Source organism: Sphingobacterium sp. xlx-96 (genome assembly GCF_011007365.1).
Classification (GTDB): domain Bacteria; phylum Bacteroidota; class Bacteroidia; order Sphingobacteriales; family Sphingobacteriaceae; genus Sphingobacterium; species Sphingobacterium luzhongxinii.
Genome location: NZ_WFKM01000004.1, coordinates 77746 through 90400, shown reverse-complemented (window position 1 = coordinate 90400; position 12655 = coordinate 77746). Strand labels below are relative to the sequence as shown.

The window sequence follows — 12655 nt, the reverse complement described above, 5'->3', positions numbered from 1 at the left end:
ACCGTAACTAGAATAGGTTGAAGAACAAGATATGAAGATTGTATCAAAAATAATTGCTATTGTTTGTCTTTTTTTTGGACACAATACAATCGCCCAAAAGAAATGGACATTGGAAGAATGTGTATCATATGCTATCGAAAATAACGTTTCCATTGGACAGATAGAACTGGATAATAAGCTTGCAGAGATTGATAAGAAAGATGCTTTCGGAAGTTTTTTGCCGAATGTGAATGCGAATGCTTCACATTCTTGGAATAGGGGGCTAAACACCAATATCACCACGGGAATACTAGAAAACCAAACGACACAGTTTACTTCGATGGGTGCTTCTTTGGGGGTCGATATTTATAAAGGAATGCAGAATCAAAACCGTTTTAGAAGGTCTAAGCTGGCACTCATTTCTTCCCAATACCAGCATCTTAAAATGGAAGAGGACGTATCCCTGAATGTTGTGAATGCTTATCTGCAGGTTCTGTTCAACAAAGAAGCTATAAAGGTTCAGAAGCAGCAGTTTAATGCGGATAGCTTGCAATTGTTGCGTTCGGAAGCTTTAGTGGATGCCGGCATGATTCCGCGTGGAGATTTGTTTGATATGAAAGCCACTGTGGCTACGGACAGACAGCGGATTATAGAGGCCGAATATGCACTGCTTATTTCGAAAATGAGTTTAGCTCAATTGCTTCAGATGAAAGATTTTAAGGATTTTGACATTGCTGATGTGGAATATGAATTTCAGATTAGCGCTATTTTATTGGAGGGGCCTGAATCTATTTATGGGAAAGCCAAGAATGAGCGAACCGAATTAAAAATTGCGGAAAACAACGTTAAAATAGCTGAAAAAGATATCGATATTGCTAAAGGAGCCTATTTGCCATCACTTACAGGTTTTTACGGTTTCAGTTCGCGTGTTTCTTACGCTAAGGTTCCGGATGGGCAAGGTGGTGTCAAGAATCCACCTTCATTTTTTGAACAGTTTGACTTGTACAAAGGGCATAATTTTGGACTGCAGCTAAGTATTCCCATTTTTAATGGTTTTTTGATCCGTAACAATGTAACCAGATCTAAAGTGAATTTAGATAAAAGTAAATTAGCGCTGGCACAGACCGAACTTGATTTGGAGCGTAATATATATACGGCGTACGCAGATGCTAAAGGAGCCTTGGAAACCTATCAGGCAACCAAAGAGATGTTGAAAGCCCGAGAAGAGGCTTTTCGTTATACTAAAGAACGCTATGAAAATGGAATGGCGACAGGTTTTGATTACAACCAATCACAGACGCTATTAGTAAATACCCAGTCAGATTTGCTGAGAACAAAATATGATTATTTGTTTCGTACACGGATACTGGAATTTTATTTCGGCATTCCGATTATTAAGAGAGAGAGCATAAAGGCCAATTAATTCCTTCATGTTTATCCAGTAGGAAGGATAAACATGAAGGATAATCTTAGTTTTCTAGTTCGATTATTTCTTCAGCTACCTTTTCCCATTCTGTCTGCAGTTGTTCTAACTCTGCTTTTGCTGAATTGTAATTACGCGTGGATTCTCGCAATTTTATTTCATCAGCGTATACTTCTTCATTAGCCAATTCTAGTTCGAGCGATTTAACTTGAACTTCTTTGTCTGCTACTTTTTGTTCTAAGACAGCAAGCTCTTTGTTTTTTTTGCTTATTAATTTGAATTTGTCGTCAGAAGGAATCGAAGTTTTTGTTTTCTTTGGTTCTTCTTCAATCTTTTTTACGACTGATTTCTCTGCGGGTTTGATTACTCGTTTCGCATTCCAATCTTCATATTCTTGGTAAGTGCCAGGGTATTCTTTTATTTGCTTATCTTCAATATACCATATCTTATTGGCGACATGGTCTAAAAAATATCGATCGTGTGATACGACAATTAAAGTGCCTTCGAATTGCTGAAGCGCTTGAATTAGAATATTGACCGATTGCATGTCCAAATGATTCGTTGGCTCATCCAAGGCCAAGAAGTTGGCATCAGCAGTTAAAGCCTTTGCTAATGCTACACGTGATTTTTCTCCACCGGATAGTACTTTTATCTTTTTGAAGGCATCATCACCTGTAAAGAGAAAACAACCAAGTATGGAGCGTAATTCTGTTTCTGTATGTTTAGGTGCGAAAGCTTGCATTTCGGCAATAATGCTGTTTTCTAGATGTAATGCTTCGAGCTGATGTTGGGCGAAAAATGTTTGTGAGACATTATGTCCGTGTTCGGATTTTCCCTCAAAATCGTTATCTGCACCGGCGACGATGCGAAGCAAGGTTGATTTTCCTTTTCCATTGGCACCGATGAGCGCAATCTTATCGCCCTTTTCAATAATACCATCTGTGTTGCGGAGTATTTCTAAATTGGGGTAAGATTTTGATACATTCTGCAAGGTGACCACGTGGCGACCAGAGGGTTTTGAAAATTTAAATTTGAAATTGACCGTAGGATTATCATCATCAACATCTTCTACGCGTTCCATGCGGTCCAAAGCTTTAATCCGAGACTGTGCCATCTTCGCTTTAGAAGCTTTGGCTCTAAAGCGTTCAATTAGGCGTTCTTCCTGTTTAATCTTTGCTTGCTGATTTTTAAACTGGCCGGCCTGTATTTCGCTGCGTAGCGCTTTCTCCTCCAGGTAAAAGGAGTAGTTGCCAGCATAGAGGGTCAACTTACCTTTTCTTGATTCTACGGTTTTTTTGATAATACGATCTAGAAAATACCTGTCATGCGAAACAATAACAATCGCCCCTTCAAAAGCCTGTAGGTACCCTTCGAGCCATTTAATAGAGGGTAAGTCCATATGGTTTGTAGGTTCGTCTAACAACAGAATATCAGGAGTTTGTAATAAAATACGAGCGAGCATGACGCGCATACGCCAGCCTCCTGAAAAGGTCGCTAATGGGCGTTTTTGTTCTTCTTCGGAGAAGCCAAGACCGGCAAGGATTTCGTGTGCACGAAACTCAATGCTGTAGCCGTCTAATGCTTCAAATTCCATTTGTTTATCACTCAGCTTGTTTAAGATGTCATCTGAATAATCAGTTTCTAGCTTATGAAGTAGCTTTTCAATTTCTGTATGCAACTGATTTTGACGCTCGAATGCCTCCATCGCTACATGTAAGATGCTTTTGTCCGAATGATATGATAGTAAATCTTGATTTAAGTAGCCTATCTTTAGATCTTTAGCCATAGAAATGCTTCCTGATGTTGGGGTATATTGCCCGACAATCAATCGCAATAAAGTAGACTTTCCGGCGCCGTTTGCCCCGATTAAGCCCACTTTGTCTCCTGGTTTAATATGCCAGTTGGCCTCGTCGTATAACGCTCGAGAGCCTATTTCAAATGTTAAATTGTTTATTGATATCATTTCGTATGTGTACTATTTGACTTTTAAAAGTCACACGGAATATCTAAATTTTAGTTCTTTCGTATTGTATAACGCGAGCTTTGGATATTTCGATAGCAAAAGTAGTGATTATTTCTGCTTCTTTTCTACCTTTGTAGAGATATGCCAAATGCGGTTTTAGTTCTCTATTTGGTGAATTATCTTCAACGACTTTTATAAAATATCATGTATAAATTTGTAAAGCCAATTTTCTTTTCGATGAATCCTGAAAAGGCGCACTACACAGTGACTGGAGGACTTAAGACTTTTTCAAAGATTTGGGGAGCCAAAGCTTTGCTTAAATCTATTTATAGTGTGTCTGATCCTCGTTTAGAGCGTGAGGTTTTTGGACTTAAATTTAAAAACCCTGTAGGATTGGCTGCTGGCTTCGATAAGAATGCTGAATATATTGAGGATATGGCCAGGTTTGGTTTTGGCTTTATTGAGATCGGGACGGTAACTCCGAAACCTCAGCCAGGCAATGATAAACCCCGGATGTTTAGATTAGTTAACGATGAGGCGCTAATAAATAGGATGGGATTCAATAATCAGGGAGCTGATGTGGCTGCTGGTCGATTGAAACATTTAAAAGATAGGGAGGGAGTCATAATCGGTGGTAATATTGGGAAAAATAAAGTCACGCCGAATGAAGAGGCCGTGAACGATTATATTTATTGTTTCCATGCATTGTATGATTATGTGGACTATTTTGTTGTAAATGTTAGTTCTCCGAATACGCCTGGGCTACGTGATCTACAGGAAAAGGAGCCATTAATGCGAATTTTGGATACGCTACAACAGCTTAACTTGGGAAAACCTAAACCTAAACCGATTCTATTAAAGATAGCGCCAGATTTGACGGATAGCCAATTGGATGATATCGTAGAGATTGTTAATGAAACGAAAATTGCGGGGGTTATTGCGACTAATACTACGATTTCTCGTGCCGGCCTGAAGAGTGATCCTAAATTACTGAATGAAGCTGGTGGTGTGAGTGGAAAGCCTTTGACTAATCGGTCTACTGAAGTTATTCGTTACTTGTCACAGAAGTCGAATCAAGCCTTTCCTATTATAGGTGTAGGGGGGATACACTCTGGCGCAGATGCGCTCGAAAAACTTAATGCTGGAGCTTCTTTGATTCAAATTTATACTGGTTTTATCTATGAAGGCCCGGCCTTGGTGGGCGATATTTGTAAACATATCCTTCAAGGGGGAAAATAGGATAATCTATTTTTTTACTATTTGTAACAAAGCTAAGGCACTTTATTTGCTATCTTGTATTTAATAAATTTATAGAAATATGATGTATAAGAAACGCATTTTGCCAATTACGATATTATTGGGTGGGATTGTAATGAGTAGCTGTGTAAGTAATAAAAAATATTTGGCCTTAGAAACCCAGCATAAAGATCTCGCAGAACTGTATCAAAAAGGACAAATGGATCTTACTGAAAGTCGTGCTAAGATCAAGAGTTTGGAAGATCAGTTGGAGTATGAACGTAAGAATAATGCTTCTCTCAAAGAAGCATATGCTAAGTTGCAAGCTACATTGGATAACAGTATTGCTCAAAACTCTCAAGGAAATGTTAACATTTCTAAGCTGGTGGATGAGATTAACGCATCCAATAAGTACATACAGCATCTAGTTAATACGAAAAACAAAAGTGATTCGCTTAATATGGTTCTGACAAACAATCTGACACGGTCTTTAAGTCGAGAAGAACTTAAGGATGTTGACGTACAGGTATTGAAAGGTGTAGTTTATATTTCCTTGTCAGACAATATGCTTTACAAATCAGGTAGCTATGAGGTGTCGGATAAAGCAGGAGAAACATTGAGTAAGATTGCAAAGATTATTCAAGATTACAAAGATTACGATGTATTGATTGAAGGTAATACGGATACAGATCCTATTTCTAAACCAAATATCCGTAATAATTGGGATTTGAGTACATTACGAGCTTCTTCTGTTGTACAGGCTTTGCAAAATTCCTATGGAGTAGATCCGAAGCGTTTGACTGCAGGAGGTCGTGGAGAGTATAATCCAATTGCAGATAATACGACAGCGAATGGTAAAGCTAGAAATAGACGTACGCAAATAATTATCACCCCAAAATTAGATCAGTTTATGGAACTGATTGATAAAGCGCCAGAAACGGAGGAAGTTCCTTCTAATTAAGCTCGTAATATAGAGATAAAAAAGTCCTTGAAAAATGTTTCAAGGACTTTTTTATGCTTTATAAGAGCAGTGTTTTGTAAAAATTGGCATGATTGTTTAGGTAGTGCAGGTTATGTTCAAGATTCATCGTGTAGTACCTGTTCTGATTCTGCTTGTTACTTTAATCTTCGTTGGGTGTAGTTCCATTTATATGCCCAACGTACCTGCAACTCCTATGTTTAGAGGACAGGGTGAGGGATATTTGTCCGCCCATGCCAATCTGAAGGGGAATATTTCTGGAACGGCGGGAGTAGCTCTCAGTGATCATGTTGCCGCAATCGGAAATGCGTCGACAGTTAATAATGGTTCAAATTCAAATACCCACTTTAGGCAATGGTTGGCTGAAGGTGCAGTGGGATATTTTACGCAAATCGGAAAATCTAAAAGGCAGGTTTTAGAAATTTATGGTGGATATGGTTTAGGGAATTCTAGAGAAACGGATAAGCGCGCATCTATTCACGGATATGATGTTGTGGAGTCACGAAAGATGGATTTTGACAAAGTATTTCTTCAGGTAAATTATTCATCTACGACAAAGAGAAAGATGAATTTATTTGGTGCTAAGAGAGAGTTGAATTATGGGACAGCTATCCGGGCCAGTCGGATAGGTATGACAGATTTTTGGATCAATGGAGTTGAAAGCATGAAAGAAGATAATATTTTTATTGAACCTGTGTTTTTTACACGTATGGAGTTGGTAGATGGGTTACAACTTCAGTACACCACGGGCTTTAATGTTGGGTTTGTAAATAATTCTTATCTAAAAGCAGGAAATTCTATTTTTACATTGGGAATAGTGTATAACTTTGGGAAATTAAAAAGTAAAAAATGAATAAATTTAAAATAGTGTTTTTGTCGCTATCCGTATTAATCTTGTCGAGCTGCGCCATAAACCAAAAGGCTCAAGTGGAGGCGTTGAGTAAATTTAATTATAGTGTAGAGTCGGTTGACCAGATACGGTTGGCTGGACGGGATATTAATTCTTATCAGGCAGGTGGAGGAGCTTCTTTGGCAAGTCTTCCAGGGATTGCGATGGCACTGTTACGTCAAGATCTTCCCTTGGAGGCTAGGGTGAATCTGAAAATTAGTAACCCGACCACTACGGTAACTAAGATCAATGAATTTAAGTATATTATTGAGATGGGCGGAAAGCCTTTGTTTGAAGGTTCTGTAAATGAAAATATAAACCTGTCTAATGGTCAGAGTATGGTAGTTCCTTTGAGTTTTTCGGCCAATATCTTTGGTGTAGCGAAGGAACAGGGCTTTGACAAGGTACTGAATGATATTTTTACTAGAAAAAGTAATGGCTTCTTTGCACTTAAAATAAAGCCTTCTATCAGGATCGGCAATACAAATGTCTTTTATCCGGGTTATATCACTGTTGATAAAGATTTTGGTAAAAGTATAAGTAAGGCTGTTGAAAAAGGCCTTGATAAGCTATAATTGAGTATGGGCTAGGTTATACATTATCTATTAAATGTATAACCTAGTGTCCACTCTATAAAATCAGCTTTGCCTTTGTGGGCTTTGATGGATATTCCCGCATTAATATTCTTGTAAACGTAGTAACGGAATCCTGCTCTTAGGAATATTCGATTTATTTCACCGTTGAAAGATTGATTATGAATGTAGTAGCCTACATTTCCATTAAGTACCAAGTCGTTATTTAAAACGTGCACTAAATAGAAGGCGGGCCCTCCTGATAGTTTTGCACTAAGTTTCCCGGTCTTGTCCTCAGCGATCTCCTCGTTGTTTCCGGAACCCGAATAGAAAATATCTACACCACCTCCAATTCTCCATTTGTAACTTACGTGTTTACTCGCATACATGCTGAGTGTGGATTTAAAAAACTTTTGATCCATATTCCGGGCAACTTGTTTTAGGCCCGCTCCGATATTTATGTGGTAGAGTATTTTCTTTGGGTAAGGCTCCAAGCTACTGGTGTCTTTTTTATAGGATTTTCCGTCGGGTTGGTATGTGATGGAGGCCGTTAATGGAAACAGATTCACCCCTTTGTTGGGTAGCTTTAACGCTCCGTTGGAAAAGTGGTGGAAGGATAAACCTACCCCGGCTTTAAATTTTTGGGACAATTTGTATTGACTACGAATTCCAAAGTCTATATAAACATTGTTTTTGGTTGCAATAGCTAGATTTAAAGGGTTTTTTTCTGGGTGGTAAGGTTTGAAATTGCCTGACAGTCCTAAACCAATGCGGTAATCAAAAGACCATTTTTCATTATTAATATTACCAAAGGGTGTTTGGACAAAACCATATACCGCATATGGGCTTCCTACGATATCATTATTGAATGTACTGCTGTAAAAACCTATTCCATATATTGGATTGTTATACAGTTTGAAATACTGGTCACTTTTGGCAATCATTTTCCATCCGACTTTAAGATTGAAGCCATTGTAATAAGCGTCTTTAAAAGTTGTGTTTTTTAAGTCTCCCGTCGCCAAGATTCCTCCGTTTTCAATTTCGGCTTCTATTATCAATGAATTCTTGATGGGGGTAGTTGTCAATGTATCTGTTAGAGCCCATAAAAAGTTTGCTTGTAGAAATAGCGCTAAGAGGATGACGAGGAATTTAGTTTTCAAGATGATGGATAATTAAATATCAAGTTATAAATTTGGGCAAATTTATCAAATTATAACTAATCCCGAACTGAATGGTTAACTTTTTCATTATAGTTATTTGTCTTTTTGTAGGTTTTCTGTTTCGTCGCTTTAAATTAGCCTCGAGAGATAGTTACAAGATTGTTAATAACTGGATTATCTATGTTGGATTGCCCGCTATTGCACTTTTGTATATTCCGAAGATTGATTGGAATTTAGGCTATCTTTTTACGGCTTTATTGCCGTTTTTTATTTTTGGACTCTCGTATTTGTTTTTCCAGATCCTCCAGTACAGAATCGGTTTTTCATCCAGAACACTCACCACTCTTATTATTGTATCGGGATTGAGTAACACCTCTTTTGTGGGTTTTCCGCTTATCATCAGTTTTTTTGGTAGCGAGCAATTGAAGGTCGGTGTGGTTAGTGACCAAGCTACTTTTTTCGTGCTTTCTTCTTTTGCTGTGCTTTTGGCGACAAACACGAGAACCCTGAGGCTTAATTCGAATCAGAAATGGCAGCTTATTTTGAGACGGATAATAACATTTCCTCCATTTCTAGCTGCGGTGATTGCATTAGTGTTCCAAGAGGTATTACAGCAGATGTATTTTGAAGTTTTTTTTTCTAGTCTAGCAGCCACCGTAAGTCCTTTAGCCTTGTTTTCAATAGGCTTGCAGCTACATTTTCAGCGTGTACATAAAGAAATGAAAGCAATAAGTCTCTCGTTATTTTATAAATTACTATTTGCTCCGGCGGTAGCACTTTTGATTGCTTTTGTGATGGGGTGGAAAGGCGTGTTTTTTCAGGTTTCGGTTTTCGAAATGGCTATGCCAAGTTTGGTCGCCTCAGGTATTGTTATTCAGAATTTTGGTCTTAATTCCAAACTAGCGAATACAATTATTGGTGTGAGTATTTTACTAGGGCTAATTCTTTCATTTTTATGGCATAGTGTAATTATTACACTTCTGTAACATAAATGTTATAGAGAATTGGGTTTATAATTTGATTTTACTTTTACCTTTATTAAAAGATTAAAGACAATTAGCTTATAAACCCCTTGTGATACATATGAAGATACTTTTTTCTGCATTTCTTATTTTCAGCGGTACCATCGTTGTAGCTCAAAATAAGGACCACAAAAACTACACTCAAGAAATAAAAGGCACCTCGCTTTCGTTTTCGATGCAAGCCATACCTGGCGGAACTTTCGATATGGGAAGTAATAATTCCGCTCATCCGGAAGAACAACCTGTGCATCAGGTTAAGATAGCTCCATTTTGGATGAGTACTTATGAGGTTACATGGGATATCTACGAACCTTTTCTTTACAAGGATTACGAACAGTCGAAGCAGACTGAAGGGATTGTTCCGACGGATGTCGATGCGGTGACTCGGCCTACCAAACCTTATTTAGATATGACATTCGGTATGGGCAAAGAAGGTCATCCCGCTTTGGCAATGACACATTACAATGCGATTCAGTTTTGTAAATGGCTTTATAAACGTACCGGTATTTTTTATAGATTACCTACAGAGGCGGAGTGGGAATATGCATGTCGGGCAGGATCAAAAGAAGATTATTTCTTTGGTCAGGAGTCTTCCAAAATCGGAGATTATGCTTGGTATGGACAGAATAGTGGTGAGCATACGCATAAAGTTGGTGAGAAAAAGCCGAATGCATTTGGACTGTTTGATATGTTAGGTAATGTTTCAGAATGGACCTACGATCAATATCTAGCGGATACGTATAAGACGCGTTCTGGCAAAGTGTCCGACAATCCTGTAGTGGTGCCGACTGAATTGTATCCACATGCGGTACGAGGCGGTTCGTTTAATAGTGAAGTAAAGGATTTACGTTCTTCTGCGAGATCGGCTTCTGATCCGCTATGGAAGCAGTTGGATCCTCAGATGCCTAAGTCGAACTGGTGGTTTCCAGAAGCGCCTTTTGTAGGTATGCGTCTGGTGCGTCCTGTAAAAGTACCTTCTCACGAAGAGATTATGAGCTATTATGATAAAGCTCCGATAGAAGATTTTTAGTAATTTTATTTACCAGTTATAAATAGTTAAAACTATGAATAGTTTCAATAGGAGAGATTTTATAAAGTCTACTTCAATTATTGCAGGAGGGGCTGCTATGAGTGCTGCTCCCGTTAGCTCTATATTTGCGGCAGGGACTGATGTTATCAAAGTAGCGTTAATTGGTTGTGGTGGTCGAGGGACCGGTGCTACTGTCGATGCTTTGGAGTCAGGCCAGAATATCAAAATCGTAGCTATGGCGGATGCGTTTAAGGATAATCTGGATTCTGCCTATACCAATTTACAGAAGAAATATGCAGCTAAAATGGATGTGCCTGACAGTCGTAAATACGTTGGATTTGACGCTTATAAGTTAGCTATCAAAGATGCAGATGTGGTAATTTTGACCACTCCTCCAGGATTTCGTCCGATGCATTTTGAAGAGGCAATAAAGGCTGGTAAGCACGTGTTTATGGAGAAACCTGTGGCTGTAGACATCCCTGGTATCCGTAAGGTCCTCGAAGTAGCTGCCGAAGCAAAGCGTAAAAAGTTAAATGTAGTAGTAGGTCTTCAACGTCGCTATCAGACAAATTATCGTGAAGCTATAAAGCGTATTCAAGACGGTGCTATCGGCGATGTAGTGGCTGGTCAGGTTTATTGGAATAGTGGTGGTGTATGGGTTCGTCCGCGTAAACCAACACAGACTGAAATGGAATATCAGATGCGTAACTGGTATTATTTTAACTGGTTGTGTGGTGATCATATCGTAGAGCAGCACGTACATAATATTGATATTGCAAATTGGGTGAAGGGTAAGTATCCGGTATCTATTGAAGGGACGGGATCACAAGCACATCGTACAGGTAAAGACTATGGTGAGATTTATGATAACTTTGCTATTGAAATGACATACGATGATGGTTCTGTCGTGTATAGCCAATGTCGCCACTATGAAGGTACACATAACCGTGTCGATGAAACTTTCCAAGGAACGAAAGGTCGAGTGTATTTGTCAGCAGGTAATCAAGCTGTTTTATGGGATGCTAAAGGAAATGAAATATACCGTCACGATGCTAAAGGGAATCCTAATCCCTACCGTCAGGAGCATGTTGAGTTATTTGCAGCTATTGCTAATGGCGAGTACAAATTTGATAATGCGGAATATGGGGCATACAGTACGTTGACAGGTATTATTGGACGTTTAGCATGCTATACAGGAAAAGTGATTAAATGGGATCAGGCTATTCAATCTAATATCAATATTATGCCAGATCGCTATGCTTGGGATGCTCTTCCGAAGCCTCTTCCAGACGAAAATGGTTTATATCCAGTTGCTGTACCTGGAATTAATACACAGATCTATATATAGACTATTGTAAATGGCTTTTTTAAATATCCACAGACTGCTATTGTGTTTTTCAAGGTATGTTTATATCTGTGGATATTTTTTTTCTATAATTTTTTTTTCGTGGGGGTGTTGTGTATATGCGCAGCATCCCTATGTATTATCTGGTAAGGCACAGGGAACTACCTATCAAATTAAATATTATGCAGATAAGGAAGTCCCTAAAAGTGAAATCGATAATATTCTGCGTATAATCGATCATTCTATGTCTTTGTATGATATGTCTTCTACGATTTGTCAGTTTAACAAGCCGGGTACATCGCAGGTTGTTATGGACAGGCATATGAAAAAGGTTATAGATGCCAGTATGAAAACCTATAAAGAAACTTCCGGTTATTTTGATGTTACGGTCTATCCATTGGTTCAGCTTTGGGGATTCGGCGCGGATGGGCCTAGGGCGGCTCCAAACCTAAGGGAGATCGATAGTGTACGACAGATTATCGGCATGAATAAATTGCGGGTTAAAGGTAATCGTTTGATGAAACTCGAGCCGAATGTGTCAATAGATTTGAATGGTATTGCGCAGGGGTACTCTGTTGATGTTGTTGCTGAATATTTGAAAAGCAGGGGGGTAAAAAACTTTTTGGTTGAGTTGGGAGGTGAGATTAGGTCTCTGGGGGCTAAACCTAATGGCGCATTTCTAGTGGAGATATACAGGCCTGATGGGATCAGCGACGGACAGATCCTTAAGGTAAGATTAAATAATAATGCAATTACCAGTTCGGGCACTTACGAGCGTCAGCGTAATATTGGAGGAAAGATGATATCACATCATATGAATCCACTTACAGGGCAGCCCTTAGAAAGTACTGTTGTGAGTGCGACTGTGATTGCTAAGACGGCTATGGAGGCCGATGCATTGGACAATTATTTCATGAGCATGTCTCCACATGAAGCTATTGAATTTGCTAATAAGCGTAAGGGTATAGAGGTGTATATAGTTTATTTTGATGGGAATACTTTTAAAGAGTTGCAAAGCTCGGGATTTAATAACTATATTTATTAATTAATCAACGAA

11 protein-coding genes are annotated in these 12655 nt (G+C 38.7%); 9 read left to right on the top strand and 2 right to left on the bottom strand.

Features of this window, described 5'->3' with window-relative positions:
• The first annotated feature begins 31 nt into the window (after positions 1–31).
• Complete coding sequence (locus tag G7B20_RS08710) at positions 32–1402, top strand: TolC family protein (protein ID WP_164110318.1); 1371 nt, start codon at positions 32–34, stop codon at positions 1400–1402.
• Positions 1403–1448: 46 nt separating this feature from the next.
• Here G7B20_RS08710 and G7B20_RS08705 read toward each other — a convergent pair whose 3' ends face one another.
• Complete coding sequence (locus tag G7B20_RS08705; protein WP_164110316.1) at positions 1449–3365, bottom strand: ABC-F family ATP-binding cassette domain-containing protein; 1917 nt, start codon at positions 3363–3365, stop codon at positions 1449–1451.
• A 204-nt stretch (positions 3366–3569) separates the two neighbouring features.
• Between G7B20_RS08705 and G7B20_RS08700 the strand changes: the two genes are divergently transcribed.
• The 4 genes from G7B20_RS08700 (at position 3570) to G7B20_RS08685 (ending at position 7044) form a co-directional block, all read left to right on the top strand.
• Positions 3570–4604 carry a quinone-dependent dihydroorotate dehydrogenase gene (locus G7B20_RS08700; protein WP_164110314.1) on the top strand — a complete coding sequence of 345 codons (1035 nt, stop codon included), beginning with the start codon at positions 3570–3572 and terminating at the stop codon, positions 4602–4604.
• An 82-nt stretch (positions 4605–4686) separates the two neighbouring features.
• A complete protein-coding gene (locus G7B20_RS08695; protein ID WP_164110589.1) occupies positions 4687–5562 on the top strand; it encodes an OmpA family protein in 876 nt (291 codons plus the stop codon).
• 112 nt (positions 5563–5674) lie between these two features.
• Positions 5675–6433: a hypothetical protein gene (locus G7B20_RS08690; RefSeq protein ID WP_240452739.1), complete on the top strand. Its 759-nt coding sequence runs from the start codon at positions 5675–5677 to the stop codon at positions 6431–6433.
• Entirely contained in the window at positions 6430–7044 is a 615-nt protein-coding gene (locus G7B20_RS08685; RefSeq protein WP_164110312.1) for a hypothetical protein, read from the top strand. Before G7B20_RS08690 ends, G7B20_RS08685 begins: the two co-directional genes overlap by 4 nt.
• Positions 7045–7067: 23 nt before the next feature.
• Here G7B20_RS08685 and G7B20_RS08680 read toward each other — a convergent pair whose 3' ends face one another.
• Positions 7068–8201 (bottom strand): acyloxyacyl hydrolase, encoded by a 1134-nt coding sequence (locus G7B20_RS08680; RefSeq protein ID WP_240452738.1) that lies wholly within the window; start codon positions 8199–8201, stop codon positions 7068–7070.
• 71 nt (positions 8202–8272) lie between these two features.
• On the opposite strand from G7B20_RS08680, the gene G7B20_RS08675 reads away from it, so the two are divergent.
• The 4 genes from G7B20_RS08675 to G7B20_RS08660 all read left to right on the top strand — a co-directional run bounded on the left by G7B20_RS08675 (position 8273) and on the right by G7B20_RS08660 (position 12643).
• The gene (locus G7B20_RS08675; protein ID WP_164110310.1) at positions 8273–9187 is read left to right on the top strand and encodes an AEC family transporter; all 915 of its coding nucleotides are present in this window, start codon (positions 8273–8275) and stop codon (positions 9185–9187) included.
• A gap of 97 nt (positions 9188–9284) precedes the next feature.
• On the top strand, positions 9285–10253 hold the full coding sequence (locus tag G7B20_RS08670; protein ID WP_164110308.1) for a formylglycine-generating enzyme family protein: 969 nt from the start codon (positions 9285–9287) through the stop codon (positions 10251–10253).
• A gap of 34 nt (positions 10254–10287) precedes the next feature.
• Positions 10288–11601 carry a Gfo/Idh/MocA family protein gene (locus G7B20_RS08665; RefSeq protein ID WP_164110306.1) on the top strand — a complete coding sequence of 438 codons (1314 nt, stop codon included), beginning with the start codon at positions 10288–10290 and terminating at the stop codon, positions 11599–11601.
• Between the two features lie 10 nt (positions 11602–11611).
• A complete protein-coding gene (locus G7B20_RS08660) occupies positions 11612–12643 on the top strand; it encodes an FAD:protein FMN transferase (protein ID WP_164110304.1) in 1032 nt (343 codons plus the stop codon).
• Positions 12644–12655: the final 12 nt, after the last annotated feature.

Bases quoted from the DNA above. Each gene is read 5' to 3' on its own strand.
- G7B20_RS08705 (WP_164110316.1), bottom strand. From the start codon at position 3,365: ATGATATCAATAAACAATTTAACATTTGAAATAGGCTCTCGAGCGTTA.
- G7B20_RS08700 (WP_164110314.1), top strand. From the start codon at position 3,570: ATGTATAAATTTGTAAAGCCAATTTTCTTTTCGATGAATCCTGAAAAG.
- G7B20_RS08690 (WP_240452739.1), top strand. From the start codon at position 5,675: ATGTTCAAGATTCATCGTGTAGTACCTGTTCTGATTCTGCTTGTTACT.
- G7B20_RS08685 (WP_164110312.1), top strand. From the start codon at position 6,430: ATGAATAAATTTAAAATAGTGTTTTTGTCGCTATCCGTATTAATCTTG.
- G7B20_RS08675 (WP_164110310.1), top strand. From the start codon at position 8,273: ATGGTTAACTTTTTCATTATAGTTATTTGTCTTTTTGTAGGTTTTCTG.
- G7B20_RS08710 (WP_164110318.1), top strand. From the start codon at position 32: ATGAAGATTGTATCAAAAATAATTGCTATTGTTTGTCTTTTTTTTGGA.
- G7B20_RS08660 (WP_164110304.1), top strand. From the start codon at position 11,612: ATGGCTTTTTTAAATATCCACAGACTGCTATTGTGTTTTTCAAGGTAT.
- G7B20_RS08665 (WP_164110306.1), top strand. From the start codon at position 10,288: ATGAATAGTTTCAATAGGAGAGATTTTATAAAGTCTACTTCAATTATT.
- G7B20_RS08695 (WP_164110589.1), top strand. From the start codon at position 4,687: ATGTATAAGAAACGCATTTTGCCAATTACGATATTATTGGGTGGGATT.
- G7B20_RS08670 (WP_164110308.1), top strand. From the start codon at position 9,285: ATGAAGATACTTTTTTCTGCATTTCTTATTTTCAGCGGTACCATCGTT.